The sequence below is a fragment of the Celeribacter baekdonensis B30 genome (assembly GCF_000299875.1).
Lineage (GTDB): Bacteria > Pseudomonadota > Alphaproteobacteria > Rhodobacterales > Rhodobacteraceae > Celeribacter > Celeribacter baekdonensis_A.
In genome coordinates, this window is record NZ_AMRK01000001.1 from 491,171 (window position 1) to 504,051 (window position 12,881).

Genomic DNA, 12,881 nt, shown 5'->3' on the forward strand with positions numbered 1-12,881 from the left:
ATGGAAGACTGGCAAAACGGCGGATTTGGTCTCTATTTTCACTGGCCGTTTTGTCAGGCAAAATGCCCATACTGCGATTTCAACTCCCATGTCGCGGCGACAATTGACCAAAAGGCATGGGAACGCGCCTACCTTTCAGAAATAGACCGGATTGCAGCACTCACACCGGGGCGCTTGGTCAACACGATTTTTTTTGGCGGCGGCACCCCATCATTGATGGAACCGGAGCTTGTTGATGCGATTTTAAGCCGGGTTAGAGCCTCTTGGACGCTCGCGAATGATGTCGAAATTACGCTTGAAGCCAACCCAACCTCCGTGGAAGCGGGTCGTTTTCGTGGCTATCGTGCCGCAGGGGTTAATCGTCTCTCCATGGGCATTCAATCGCTTCGTGACGACGATCTGCGCCGTCTTGGCCGGCTTCACTCCGTCTCAGAAGCCCAAAAGGCCTTTGATATTGCTCGATCCGCCTTTGATCGGGTCAGCTTCGATCTGATTTACGCGCGCCAGGGTCAAACTCAAGAGGACTGGCGTTTGGAATTGCGCGAAGCCCTCTCTATGGCCGTCGATCACCTGTCCCTCTATCAACTGACCATCGAACAAGGCACCGCCTTTGGCGATCGCTACAATCGTGGCCAATTGCGTGATCTGCCCTCGGATGACGCTGCCGCTGATATGTACTTCCTCACCCAAGAGGAATGCGATGCCGCCGGAATGCCGAGTTATGAAGTCTCTAATCACGCTCGAAAAGGGTCTGAGAGCCGGCACAACCTGATTTACTGGCGCTATGGTGATTATGCAGGCATCGGCCCAGGTGCACACTCCCGCCTCACCCTTGATGGACAAAAATACGCAATCGACACGCCTCTCTCACCGACGCTTTGGCTCGCGTCTGTTGACGCAAAAGGCCACGGCGACCAGGAACGCAATGCCCTACCAGGCTATGATCAAGCCCTCGAATACCTTATGATGGGACTTAGAATTTCAGAAGGGGTTGATTTATCCCGGCTTTCCGCTCTTTTTGGATATAATTACTCTATAAAAAACAAATACTTATTAGATGACGGATTTCTAAAATCAGAAAACGGGCGCCTTTCCGTCACCGGAAAAGGCCGCCCGCTGTTAAATGCCATCATTCGGGATTTGATCCCGGACGCTTAAGCGCCCTTAGATAAAATTTTGCAAAGCGTATCCAGATCATCCAAAGTTGCGTAGGAGATCGAAAGCCTGCCGCTCTCTGACCCGTCTTTATGATCAATCTCCACCTTCATGCCCACCGTAGCTGACAAATCAGCCTCCAAAGCACGGGTATCGGCGTCCTTTTCAGAGGCACGGAAGGATTTTACCGCCTTCGGCTGAGTTGGACTCTTTTCCGCCTTAACCAGTTTTTCAGCGTCTCGTACAGAAAGGCCGCCTTTGACAATCCGTTTCGCAAGCTCGGTCGGATTTTCGGCCGTCACCAGAGCGCGGGCGTGGCCAGCAGAAAGGTGACCATCGACAACCAAATCCTGAACATCCGTCGGCAAATGAAGCAAGCGCATCAGGTTCGCAATATGGCTCCGGCTTTTGCCCAGTGCATCAGAGAGCTTCTCCTGTGTGTGGCCAAACCGCTCCATCAATTGCTTATAGCCTGCCGCCTCTTCAATCGCATTCAGGTCAGCGCGCTGAATGTTCTCGATAATCGCAACTTCAAGAACCTCAGTGTCTGTGTAAGCGCGTAAAATGACAGGAAGTTCATGCAATCTGGCCAATTGAGACGCACGCCAACGACGCTCCCCAGCCACAATCTCATAGTCACCGGCGTTTCTTGGGCTTTCGCGTACGATCAAAGGTTGAATCACGCCTTTTTCGCGAATGGAATTGGCCAAATCGTCCAATGCGCCTTGTTCAAAGGTCCGCCGTGGCTGATCTGGATTCGGCACGATTTTCTCAATCGGCACCATCATATCAGGCCGGCGAGGTTCTTTTGTATCTGATGCGCCACCAATTTCTGGCGCGACGTCCGCCATCAATGCTGACAAACCGCGCCCGAGACCGCGGCTTTTTGGCTTCGTCGGATTTTCCATCTCTTATTTACCCCTCTTTGCAGCGACTTCCGTCGCCAAAGCCCTGTAGGCCAAGCTACCCTTGGAATTCGAATCGTATTGAAGAACAGGTAAAGCAAAAGATGGTGCTTCACTGACGCGTACATTGCGCGGAATCACCGTTTGAAACACCAATTCTCCCAAATTTTCGCGCGCATCCAACTCCACCTGACGAGACAGATTGTTTCGTTGATCATACATCGTCAACACAACCCCCTCGATTCTCAAATTTGGATTTGCAGTCTGGCGCACCTCTCGCACAGATAGCATCAACTGAGATAAGCCTTCGAGCGCAAAAAACTCGCTTTGAAGCGGTACCAAAACGGAATCAGCGGCTACCATTGCATTCACCGTCAACAGGCTGAGCGATGGAGGACAGTCAATTAAAATAAAATCAAACAGATAGCCATCAATTGCCGGCTGACGTAGCGCGTCATGCAACAGAAAGCTCCGCTTTTCGCTTGAAACCATTTCAATGTCGGCAGAGCTCAAATCTACGGTCGCAGGCGAAATCCAGAGACCTTCGATGTCAGTAGTTTGAATAACATCGTGTAAATCCACATCCCCAAGAACAAGGTCATAGGTCGTGAAGCTGCGACTCTCTATGTCGATTCCCAAGCCAGTTGAGGCATTTCCTTGCGGATCAAGATCTACAACAAGGACACGAAACCCGTTTTCAACCAGCGCAGCTGCCAAATTTATAGCTGTCGTTGTCTTCCCGACACCGCCCTTTTGGTTCGCGACTGCAATAATCTTAGGACCTGGCGGCCGAGTGGGATCAGACACGTCTTATATCTCCAATAAGAAGGGTGACGGCATCTTGGCCCGTCGTGCTTGGATATTCTTCGTAGGTGAAGCGCCAAGTTTCAAGAGATTCTGCAATCTCATCTGACACATTGGCCCCTTTTTGGAAAATGGCCTGCCCAGACTCAGAAAGATGGCGCTCGGCATAGTTTAAAAGCAGTGGCAAAGCTGCAAGCGCACGCGCAGAAATGACATCTGCATTGAGGGGCGGAATATCTTCGATACGTTTTGCTATTACAGTGACAGGAACACTCAAATCTCGCGCCACAGTTCGAAGGAATTCCGCCTTCCTTTGGTCGGACTCAACCAAAGTAAACTCCATTTCTGGCGCATGTTCAGAAGCCAAAACAGCAGAAACCAGCCCTGGGAACCCTCCCCCACTTCCAATATCAACCCAAGATTTGCTTTCTTTTGGCGCCAAAGCAAACACTTGGGCTGAATCCAGAAAATGCCGATCCCAAGCATTTTCAATTGTGGACTTTGCTACCAAGTTTATGACGGGATTCCATTTTTTTAAAATTGAAAAATAGGCCTCAAGTCGCTCGAATGTTTCACGTGAAACATCCAAGCCCGCAAATGAAATTTTCTTCATTAAGACGCCTTTGCTTTCTTTCCTTGACGCATACGCGCAAGAATGAGTGTGGTCGCAGCCGGGGTCATACCCTCAACGCGGCCAGCTTGAGCGATCGTCTGTGGGCGCACGTTCTCCAACTTCATACGAAGCTCATTCGAAAGCCCGACGAGCGCAGAATAATCAAAATCATCCGGGATAATTTGTTTTTCATCCCGCTTCATCGCCAAAACATCCCGCTGTTGCCGTTCAATGTAAGTGGCATACAGCGCATCTTTTGAGAGTTGCTCGCGGATATCGCCATCAATCTTTGCAAACGTCTGATCAAGCTTGATTATTTCATCATAATCGACATCGGGAAATGACAAAATTTGGAACGCATTGCGGCGGCTTCCATCAGAACTTGCACGGATTCCAGCCTCCGACATCTGTTTTGGTGTAAAAACAAGACTTTCTAAAAGAGTCCGACCACTCGCGAGCGATTCCATCTTTTGAGTGAACGCCTGTTTACGCTTTTGACCAACAATACCCAAATCGAGCCCGATAGGCGTTAATCTTTGGTCTGCATTATCCGCGCGCAGTGACAATCTAAACTCCGCGCGAGACGTGAACATGCGATATGGTTCGGTCACGCCGCGCGTCACCAAATCATCAATCATCACACCGATGTAGCTTTCCGAACGCGCAAAAACCATTGCCTCTTTACCCAAGGATTTGCGTGCGGCATTTAAGCCGGCCACAAGACCTTGTGCTGCAGCCTCTTCATATCCCGTGGTCCCATTGATCTGCCCTGCAATGAAAAGTCCCGGCACATCGCGCAATTCAAGCGTCATTCGAAGCGCTCGGGGATCCACATAATCATATTCAATCGCATATCCCGGCTGAAGAATCTCAACGGCTTCAAGGCCACGAATGGAACGCACATAGGCCTCTTGAACATCGACCGGAAGAGAGGTCGAAATGCCGTTTGGATAAACTGTGTCGTCATCCGCGCCTTCGGGTTCCAAAAAAATCTGATGAGAGGTTTTGTCGGCAAAGCGTACAACCTTGTCCTCGATCGAAGGGCAATAACGCGGACCGACCCCTTCGATATGGCCGCCGTACATCGCAGATCGGGACAGATTTTGGCGAATGATATCGTGAGTAGCCTCGTTCGTATGTGTAATTCCGCAGGACACCTGACGCGCCGTTGGCGTCTTATTTAGGAAAGAAAACATCACCGGCTCATCATCGCCAGGCTGTTCTTCAAGTATATCCCAATTGATGGTTGTGCCATTTAAACGCGGCGGGGTTCCCGTTTTGAGCCGCCCCATTGGCAGGCCAAACCCATAGAGCCGCTCAGCCAAAGCAACAGAGGGCTTATCCCCCATACGACCACCCGCGTGGCTGACATCGCCAATATGTATCAAGCCATTCAAGAATGTTCCGGTGGTTAGAACAACTGCACCGCAGGAAATTTCAGAACCATCAGCCAAAATGACGCCGGAAATCTGCGTGCCCTTCGTCACAAGATCGGCAACTTCCGCCTCAATGATGGTCAGGTTTTCTGTTGTGGAAAGCTCTTTCAACATCTCTTCGCGGTAAATCTTGCGATCCGCTTGCGCGCGCGGGCCCTGTACCGCCGGACCTTTTCGACGGTTCAACAGGCGAAATTGAATCCCGGCCTTGTCCGCAATTCGCCCCATAACGCCATCCAAAGCATCAATTTCCCGCACAAGATGGCCCTTTCCAAGCCCACCGATGGCAGGATTACAGGACATGACGCCAATATTACCGCGCTTAAGTGTGATCAGAGCGGTCTGTGCCCCTGTTCGAGCTGCCGCAGCGGCAGCATCAGATCCAGCGTGGCCGCCACCAACAACGACAACATCAAAGTCGGTATGTTTCACGTGAAACACTCCTTGCGCCATTTTCATTTCCCAATGCAAAAACTGGAGAAAATCTCTCCAAGGATATTCTCAACATCGACTCGGCCCACAAGGCAATTGAGTGCATGGATTGCAGTGCGCAACTCTTCTGCCGCCAACTCTGTCCGATCTGCCCCGAGCAATACTTCATTTCTCGCCGATTCTAAAGAGAGCAGTGCATCACGAATTGCAACTCGGTGACGTTCACGGATGGCGGACGACGCCGACGAAGCACGTTCTGTCAAGGTAGCAGAAATCTGAGCGACCATTACGTCGATCCCCTGCCCGGTCTTTCCGGACACTGAAAGCCATTTACCTCGAGCCGATCCGTCATCATCCTTACTGAGAACCAAAAGATCGCCTTCTTCTGGTTCGATCTCAGGTGCAGCGTCTTTATCCGCTAACAAGATAACACGCAGATCAGCGTATTTCGCCCGTTCGCGCGCACGCTCAATACCAATCGCTTCAACAGCGTCTTCGGTTTCACGCAGGCCTGCCGTGTCCAAAAGAGTCACAGGCAATCCGCCAAGCTCCATCCGAACTTCAATCACATCGCGCGTGGTCCCAGCGACCTCAGACGTGATCGCGGCATCGCGCCCAGCCAGAGCATTTAATAGCGTGGATTTCCCGGCATTTGGTGGACCGACGATGGCCACTTCAAAGCCATCGCGGATGCGCTCCGCCATCGTCGCACCACGCGCCTCGCTTTCGAGATCCAACATGACCGTCCCGATCAGTTCAAGAACCTCAGGCGAGACGTCGAGGGGCACCTCTTCGTCAGCAAAATCAATCGTGGCTTCGATCAAAGCGGCAGCGCGCACAAGCGCCTCCCGCCAACGCTCAACCTTATCCCCGAGCACACCAGAAAACACCTTCAACGCTTGCCGTCTTTGCGCCTCGGTCTCTGCTTCGATCAGATCAGCAAGACCCTCAACTTGGGCCAGGTCGAGACGTTCGTTCTCAAGCGCCCGACGCGTAAACTCGCCCGCCTCTGCAATGCGCAACCCTTCCATCTCAGAAAGGGTGCGCAACACTGCATTCACAATTGCGATAGAACCATGAAGTTGCAGTTCCGCGCTTTCTTCCCCTGTAAATGACGCACCTTTTTTAAAGCAAATCACCAAAGCTTCATCAAGCACCTCACCTGCCACATCGCGTAGAACGCGCAGTGCAGTGCGCCTCGGAGCGGGCACATCACCCGTAAGATTATGGACAGCCCAAAACGCAAGCGGCCCGGAAATCCGGACCACTGCGACGCCTGCTTTGCCGCGGGCGGATGCCAGGGCGTATATCGTATCCATAGGATAACCTATTGATATTAAATGTTAAGCGTTCATAGAATCGAAGAATTCAGCGTTGCTCTTGGTCTGTTTCAACTTCGAGATCAGGAATTCAATCGCATCGGTTGTTCCCATTGGGTTCAAGATACGGCGCAGCACGTATGTTTTCTGAAGATCTTTGGAATCGACCAAAAGTTCTTCTTTGCGTGTGCCGGATTTGAGAATATCCATCGCCGGGAAGACACGTTTGTCCGCAACTTTGCGATCCAGAACGATCTCGGCGTTGCCGGTGCCTTTGAATTCCTCAAAGATGACCTCATCCATACGCGAGCCGGTGTCGATCAAGGCGGTAGCGATGATGGTCAAAGACCCACCCTCCTCGATGTTACGTGCGGCCCCAAAGAAGCGCTTAGGGCGCTGCAACGCATTCGCATCAACGCCACCTGTCAAAACCTTACCGGACGACGGTACAACGGTGTTAAAAGCGCGGCCAAGGCGGGTGATGGAGTCGAGCAGGATAACCACATCGCGTTTATGTTCGACCAGACGTTTGGCTTTTTCAATCACCATCTCAGAAACGGCGACGTGACGGGTTGCCGGTTCGTCAAAGGTCGAAGAAATCACCTCACCTTTCACAGATCGCTGCATGTCTGTCACCTCTTCGGGACGCTCGTCAATCAACAGAACGATCAGGTAGCATTCCGGGTGGTTGGTTTCGATCGAATGCGCGATATTTTGCAGCAAAACCGTTTTACCCGTGCGCGGCGGCGCAACAATCAGCGCACGCTGACCTTTACCGATCGGCGCAACAAGGTCGATGATCCGCGCAGAGCGGTCTTTCAGCGTGGGATCTTCGATCTCCAGCTTAAAGCGCTCATCCGGGTAAAGCGGCGTCAGGTTATCAAAGTTGATCTTATGACGGGCCTTTTCAGGCTCCTCAAAGTTGATCTGTGTAACCTTGGTGATCGCAAAATAACGTTCGTTTTCATCAGGTGCCAACATGACGCCTTCCACGGTGTCACCGGTGCGCAAGCCATGCTGGCGGATCACGTCCGGGGAGACATAAATGTCATCAGGACCCGGAAGGTAGTTCGCCTCAGGTGCGCGCAGAAACCCGAACCCATCTTGCAGCACTTCGAGCACGCCATCACCAGAGATTTCCCAATCATCCTCTGCCCGCTCTTTCAGGATCGAGAACATCATCTCGCCCTTGCGCATGGTTGAGGCGTTTTCGATCTCAAGCTCTTCAGCCATGGAAAGAAGGTCTTTGGGGCTCTTGGCTTTGAGATCGGCCAGATTGAGGGTGGTGGCTGTCATGAAAAAATCCGTCTCGACCGACTCATTGAGCGGTCTCTTGGTCAAATTATACTGGAGAATCCCTTTGATGCCGGACGGCTGGGATTTGAGAGTACATAAGAACAGAAAGAGGGTAAGTCAATCATTCTCAGAAAGAACTGGCAACGTTCACCAAACAGGCTTGGGTCAAAATGGTTTGGCAATGATCATGATCACGATGATGATCATCAAAAGCGTCGGCAATTCATTCATCATCCGATACTGACGCCCTGTTCGCGTGTTGGTCCCGGCGACAAACTCTTTGCGCCGCAATCCAAGCCAATGATGAAACCAAGTCATTGCAATCACCGAACCAGCTTTGATCCAGGACCAACCCGATGTCCAATCGACGATCCCTGGTGTCATCACAAGGCAAAGCCCAAAAATCCACGTCGAAATCATCGCAGGATTCATGATCAACTTGAGCAGCTTCAGTTCCATGTCCTGAAACAGAATATCCGCTTCACTGCCCTGTTTCACGCTTTCAGTGTGACGCACAAAGAGTCGAGGAAGATAGAAAATTCCAGCCATCCAGGCGATGACAGAAATGACATGGAGGGATTTCACCCAAGGATATGCGCTTGCCAGAATATCGCCCATGATCGTCTCCCTTGGTTCGCTCTCTTAATAAAATAAAAAGAAAGAAAAGAAAGATGATGTTGTTAGTAAGGCCTGTGGACAATGGGGATTATTGAGATACCCACATAGTTTTCCTCCAGTTTAAAACGCCAATTCATTCTATCCACAAGATGGGATAAATAATTTTTATGATTTAAATTCAGCATTTTAAACAAGTATATTTCCAAAACTACTGGGATAAATCAGTTTTACATGATGGATGAAAGAACCGTCCCGTCATAGAAAGATTTCTTTTCCACACAGGAGAAAGAGTGCGTATTTTTCCTGGACCACCCCTGATATCCCCATGATAGGCCGATCAGGTCAATTTCGGCCATTTGGTCAACGCAAACGCACAGGAGTTTTCCACAGAGTGATGAACAGTCCTAAACCTCTCATCCTTGCGTCCGGTTCAGACATCCGGCGGTCTCTTTTGCAAAATGCTGGCGTGACCTTTGAGGTGATCGTCGGACGAATTGATGAAGAAAGCGTAAAGGATGCGCTCTTATCTGAAGGCGCAACACCGCGTGAGATCGCTGACGCCTTAGCCGAGGGTAAAGCCCGCAAGGTGTCGATGAAACATCCGGAGGCCATGATCATTGGGTGCGATCAGGTCTTGTCCTTTAAAGGGCGGTTGATTTCGAAAGCCAACGACATCGAAGAAGCCCGTGCTCTCTTGAGTGAAATGCGCGGGCAACGGCACTCTTTGCTCTCCGCCGCTGTCATTTATGAAAACGGTGAACCAAAATGGCGTCATGTGGGCGAAGTGCGCCTCACGATGAACGCCCTGTCTGATGCTTATCTGAACGCCTATCTGGAACGAAATTGGGGCAGCATTCGCCATGCCGTTGGTTGTTATAAGCTCGAAGAAGAAGGCGTGCGCCTTTTTTCGCGCATTGATGGTGACTACTTTACGGTCTTGGGTTTGCCGTTGTTGCCACTTCTGGCATACCTGTCCCAAAGGGGGGTGATTGCATCATGAGTGACAAAGTGAGTGACAAAATTCCATTGGCCGGCGTCATCGGCGCGCCGATCAGCCATAGCCAATCGCCAAAACTGCACGGGTATTGGTTGAACCGTTACGGGATTAAAGGCCATTATGTGCCACTTCATGTGGAGCAATCCGACCTCAAAGACGTGCTCCAAACCCTGCCGAAAATGGGATTTGTTGGCGCAAATGTGACCATTCCACATAAAGAAACCGTGCTTAGCCTTGCCGATATTGTCACTGACCGTGCGGCTCTCATCGGGGCCGCCAACACGCTGATCTTTCGCCCGGATGGCAAACTTTACGCAGATAATACTGACGGTTACGGATTTGTCGAAAACCTTCGTTCCAATGCCAATTGGGACCCTAAGTCCGGCCCCGCCGCCGTGCTTGGTGCGGGCGGTGCAGCGCGGGCGGTGATCGCCTCTTTGCTTGAGGTTGGTGTTCCGGAAATTCGCCTCTCCAACCGCACGCGCACGCGTTCGGATGTGTTGCGCTCTGAATTTGGCACCAAGATTGTTGTGTGTGAATGGGTCAATGCTGCCGACATGCTCGATGGCGTTGCCACGCTGATCAACACCACATCTCTAGGCATGGCAGGGCAGCCTGAGCTAAAACTTTCATTGGATCGTTTGAGCTCCAAAGCTGTGGTTACAGACATCGTTTATACCCCGCTGCGCACTGGATTGCTCAAGCGAGCCGCTGAGATGGGCTGTCAAACCGTCGATGGTCTCGGCATGTTGTTGCACCAAGCCGCGCCGGGATTTGAGCGTTGGTTTGGTCAGCGTCCCGATGTTGACGAGGCCACTCGAAACTTCATCCTCTCCGCATGACCTCCCGGCCTTTTCTCATCGGCCTCACCGGCTCCATCGGAATGGGCAAAAGCACCACGGCGACAATGTTTGGCGAGGAAGGTGTTCCCGTTTGGGACGCCGATGCCGCCGTGGCGCGGCTATATGGCGAAAATGGCGCGGCTGTTGGCCCAATTTCCATAGCGTTCCCGGAGGCTATCAGTGATGGGGCGGTGTCCAAAGATCGGCTTAAATCCATCATCGCGGTCAACCCGGACGCACTCAAACAGATCGAAACCATTGTTCATCCCCTTGTTGCCGCAGACCGGCATGCGTTCATTGCTGACTGTACCGCCCCCATCGCTTTGGTCGATATCCCGCTTTTGTTTGAAACAGGTGCCGAAAAAAGTGTCGATGTTGTTGTCGTTGTGTCAACCGATGCTAAAACCCAAGCCGCGCGCGTGCTTGCCCGACCGGGCATGACAGAGGCGCATTTTAAAGCCATTCTGTCAAAACAACTGCCAGATGCGGAAAAACGAGCGCGCGCGGATGTGGTCATCAAAACCGATACCCTTGAATCCACCCGCGCTCAGGTTCAAAATCTGCTCTCAACTCTCAGGACCAAAATAGCCCATGCGTGAGATCGTTCTCGATACCGAAACCACCGGATTTGATCCTCATAGCGGCGATCGTCTTGTCGAGATTGGGGCGATTGAGCTGTTCAATCATATGCCGACCGGGCGCACCTATCACCAATATATCAACCCGCAACGGGATATGCCTGATGGCGCATTTGGCGTTCATGGCATTGGTCCCGATCTTTTGACGCCGCCGCGCGCGCCAAAAGATGGCGAGGTGACGCTCAAAGACAAACCTCTGTTTAAAGCTGTTGGACAGGCCTTTCTTGATTTCATCGGGCCTGATTCTAAACTTGTGATCCACAACGCCAGCTTTGATATGAAATTTCTCAATGCGGAGCTGAAATGGATCGGCCTGCCGGAAATCCCCTTTGCCCGCGCGCTCGATACTCTCGCCATGGCGCGCAAAAAATTCCCCGGCTCTCCGGCCACTTTGGATGCTTTGTGCCGCCGCTTTGGCATCGACAATGCCGCGCGTACGCTGCATGGCGCCTTGCTTGACTCGGAAATTTTGGCCGAGGTCTATCTTGAGCTCATCGGCGGACGCCAACCCGATTTGATCCTTGCGCCTGAACCCACCCGCAAAACGGCGGCCTCCGCACTCACCGAGGATGAGACGTGGCGACCGACGCGTCGCCCTGCCCCGCTTCCGCCGCGCATCACAGACGAAGAAGCCGCCGCCCATGCCGCCTTTGTTGACGGGTTGGGCGACGGCGCAATTTGGAAAAAATACAGCTAAGCGAAAGGCTTAGTTTGTCGTCGCTGCGGCCTTTTGAGCTTCTGCACGGCGCATCATGTCTTGGCGATAAAGCTGAACAAAGTCGATGTTATCCAAGTTCAGCGGCGGGAAGCCCCCATCGCGCGTCACATCATGTACAACCCGGCGCAGGAACGGGAACAGCATCCGCGGGCATTCGATCATCAGAAACGGGTGCATTTGCTCGTCCGGCACGTTTTCGATCAAAAACACGCCCGCATAATCAAGCTCAAGGATGAACAGGGTCGCATCGTCTTCGGTCTTGGATTCGACCTTGATTTTGGTTGCCACATCAAACTGATTGTCTTCAGCGCGCTTTTTGGCATCAAGTGCCACCTGCACAGAAATGTTCGGACGGCCTTCGACCTTCAAACTCTTCTGCGCAAGAATATTCTCAAACGACATATCCCGGATATATTGGCCCAAAACCTGCATTTTCACAGGGGCAGCTTGTGCTGCCGCTTCGGGAGCAATCGCGGAGTCGCTGGTGTCGGTTCCATTTTCGGCCATGGGTTTCGTCCTTAGAAGTATGAAATTCGCGGTTTTGTATCAGGTTGCCACCCATGCCTCAATGGCGAGTCCACCCTGATGGGGCTTGCGGGTCATTTGAGGCACTGTCACCCTCTCGATCAATCTCTTGCCATTCGCCGTCAATGGTCGTGGGACCACCCGGTTGATTACGAAACCCGTCCTGGTGTGGCGGCATGTTCTGTTGGCCCATGACAAAACCCTGAACCTTGATCCTTTTGCGCAATTCACGAAAGACAAAGGACCTAAACGCCGGAATCAAAAGCAAAAACCCGACCGTATCGGTGAAAAACCCCGGCGTCAGCAACAGCGCGCCAGACAAAAGGATCAGTGCACCATGCGCCAAAGGTTCGCTTGGATCATTGAGTTCGGAAAAGGATTGGCGTAATTGCGATAGGGCAAGCGCGCCTTGTTGACGCACCAACTGCGTGCCCAAAATCGCCGTCACAACCACGATCAAAAGCGTCGGCCAAAGGCCAATGAGGCCGCCAACTTGAATAAAAAGTGCGATCTCAATGATAGGCACAGCAACAAAAAGTGCAAAAAGCCACATAGGAACTCCTGTCTTCTCTCTGTGGCACCG

14 protein-coding genes are annotated in these 12,881 nt (G+C 51.9%); 5 read left to right on the forward strand and 9 right to left on the reverse strand.

From position 1 onward, the window contains the following. Complete coding sequence (hemW, locus tag B30_RS02325) at nucleotides 1-1,158, forward strand: radical SAM family heme chaperone HemW (protein WP_009570391.1); 1,158 nt, start codon at nucleotides 1-3, stop codon at nucleotides 1,156-1,158. Here the strand turns inward: hemW and B30_RS02330 are convergent. The 7 genes from B30_RS02330 to hemJ form a co-directional block, all read right to left on the reverse strand. Continuing rightward, nucleotides 1,155-2,063, reverse strand: coding sequence for a ParB/RepB/Spo0J family partition protein (locus B30_RS02330; protein ID WP_009570392.1), 909 nt, complete (start codon nucleotides 2,061-2,063; stop codon nucleotides 1,155-1,157). The genes hemW and B30_RS02330 overlap by 4 nt on opposite strands. A gap of 3 nt (nucleotides 2,064-2,066) precedes the next feature. After that, nucleotides 2,067-2,867, reverse strand: coding sequence for a ParA family protein (locus B30_RS02335; protein ID WP_040401735.1), 801 nt, complete (start codon nucleotides 2,865-2,867; stop codon nucleotides 2,067-2,069). Next, nucleotides 2,860-3,477 (reverse strand): 16S rRNA (guanine(527)-N(7))-methyltransferase RsmG, encoded by a 618-nt coding sequence (rsmG, locus tag B30_RS02340; protein WP_009570394.1) that lies wholly within the window; start codon nucleotides 3,475-3,477, stop codon nucleotides 2,860-2,862. The genes B30_RS02335 and rsmG overlap by 8 nt, the downstream gene beginning before the upstream one ends. Further along, nucleotides 3,477-5,354 carry a tRNA uridine-5-carboxymethylaminomethyl(34) synthesis enzyme MnmG gene (gene mnmG / locus B30_RS02345; protein WP_040401833.1) on the reverse strand — a complete coding sequence of 626 codons (1,878 nt, stop codon included), beginning with the start codon at nucleotides 5,352-5,354 and terminating at the stop codon, nucleotides 3,477-3,479. The genes rsmG and mnmG overlap by 1 nt, the downstream gene beginning before the upstream one ends. 14 nt (nucleotides 5,355-5,368) lie before the next feature. Further along, nucleotides 5,369-6,664 (reverse strand): tRNA uridine-5-carboxymethylaminomethyl(34) synthesis GTPase MnmE, encoded by a 1,296-nt coding sequence (gene mnmE / locus B30_RS02350; protein WP_009570396.1) that lies wholly within the window; start codon nucleotides 6,662-6,664, stop codon nucleotides 5,369-5,371. Nucleotides 6,665-6,688: 24 nt separating this feature from the next. After that, on the reverse strand, nucleotides 6,689-7,960 hold the full coding sequence (gene rho / locus B30_RS02355; RefSeq protein ID WP_040401834.1) for a transcription termination factor Rho: 1,272 nt from the start codon (nucleotides 7,958-7,960) through the stop codon (nucleotides 6,689-6,691). 165 nt (nucleotides 7,961-8,125) lie between these two features. Next, the gene (gene hemJ / locus B30_RS02360) at nucleotides 8,126-8,578 is read right to left on the reverse strand and encodes a protoporphyrinogen oxidase HemJ (RefSeq protein ID WP_009570398.1); all 453 of its coding nucleotides are present in this window, start codon (nucleotides 8,576-8,578) and stop codon (nucleotides 8,126-8,128) included. 394 nt (nucleotides 8,579-8,972) lie between these two features. Here hemJ and B30_RS02365 point away from each other — a divergent pair, with 394 nt between their 5' ends. The 4 genes from B30_RS02365 to dnaQ are packed head-to-tail and all read left to right on the forward strand — an operon-like array spanning nucleotide 8,973 to nucleotide 11,752. After that, nucleotides 8,973-9,578, forward strand: a complete 606-nt coding sequence (locus tag B30_RS02365) for a Maf family protein (RefSeq protein ID WP_009570399.1) — start codon at nucleotides 8,973-8,975, stop codon at nucleotides 9,576-9,578. Next, nucleotides 9,575-10,417 (forward strand): shikimate dehydrogenase, encoded by an 843-nt coding sequence (locus B30_RS02370; protein WP_009570400.1) that lies wholly within the window; start codon nucleotides 9,575-9,577, stop codon nucleotides 10,415-10,417. Before B30_RS02365 ends, B30_RS02370 begins: the two co-directional genes overlap by 4 nt. After that, complete coding sequence (coaE, locus tag B30_RS02375) at nucleotides 10,414-11,016, forward strand: dephospho-CoA kinase (RefSeq protein ID WP_009570401.1); 603 nt, start codon at nucleotides 10,414-10,416, stop codon at nucleotides 11,014-11,016. The genes B30_RS02370 and coaE overlap by 4 nt, the downstream gene beginning before the upstream one ends. Further along, nucleotides 11,009-11,752, forward strand: a complete 744-nt coding sequence (gene dnaQ / locus B30_RS02380) for a DNA polymerase III subunit epsilon (protein ID WP_009570402.1) — start codon at nucleotides 11,009-11,011, stop codon at nucleotides 11,750-11,752. Before coaE ends, dnaQ begins: the two co-directional genes overlap by 8 nt. Before the next feature lie 9 nt (nucleotides 11,753-11,761). On the opposite strand, the gene secB is transcribed toward dnaQ, so the two are convergent. Both secB and B30_RS02390 read right to left on the reverse strand, forming a co-directional pair. Next, complete coding sequence (secB, locus tag B30_RS02385) at nucleotides 11,762-12,280, reverse strand: protein-export chaperone SecB (protein WP_009570403.1); 519 nt, start codon at nucleotides 12,278-12,280, stop codon at nucleotides 11,762-11,764. 58 nt (nucleotides 12,281-12,338) lie between these two features. Continuing rightward, nucleotides 12,339-12,851: an FxsA family protein gene (locus B30_RS02390; protein ID WP_009570404.1), complete on the reverse strand. Its 513-nt coding sequence runs from the start codon at nucleotides 12,849-12,851 to the stop codon at nucleotides 12,339-12,341. Nucleotides 12,852-12,881: the final 30 nt, after the last annotated feature.

Coding starts and splice junctions, on each gene's coding strand:
- coaE (WP_009570401.1), top strand. CDS start 10,414: ATGACCTCCCGGCCTTTTCTCATCGGCCTCACCGGCTCCATCGGAATG.
- dnaQ (WP_009570402.1), top strand. CDS start 11,009: ATGCGTGAGATCGTTCTCGATACCGAAACCACCGGATTTGATCCTCAT.
- B30_RS02330 (WP_009570392.1), bottom strand. CDS start 2,063: ATGGAAAATCCGACGAAGCCAAAAAGCCGCGGTCTCGGGCGCGGTTTG.
- B30_RS02390 (WP_009570404.1), bottom strand. CDS start 12,851: ATGTGGCTTTTTGCACTTTTTGTTGCTGTGCCTATCATTGAGATCGCA.
- rho (WP_040401834.1), bottom strand. CDS start 7,960: ATGACAGCCACCACCCTCAATCTGGCCGATCTCAAAGCCAAGAGCCCC.
- mnmE (WP_009570396.1), bottom strand. CDS start 6,664: ATGGATACGATATACGCCCTGGCATCCGCCCGCGGCAAAGCAGGCGTC.
- hemJ (WP_009570398.1), bottom strand. CDS start 8,578: ATGGGCGATATTCTGGCAAGCGCATATCCTTGGGTGAAATCCCTCCAT.
- B30_RS02365 (WP_009570399.1), top strand. CDS start 8,973: ATGAACAGTCCTAAACCTCTCATCCTTGCGTCCGGTTCAGACATCCGG.
- secB (WP_009570403.1), bottom strand. CDS start 12,280: ATGGCCGAAAATGGAACCGACACCAGCGACTCCGCGATTGCTCCCGAA.
- B30_RS02370 (WP_009570400.1), top strand. CDS start 9,575: ATGAGTGACAAAGTGAGTGACAAAATTCCATTGGCCGGCGTCATCGGC.
- hemW (WP_009570391.1), top strand. CDS start 1: ATGGAAGACTGGCAAAACGGCGGATTTGGTCTCTATTTTCACTGGCCG.
- rsmG (WP_009570394.1), bottom strand. CDS start 3,477: ATGAAGAAAATTTCATTTGCGGGCTTGGATGTTTCACGTGAAACATTC.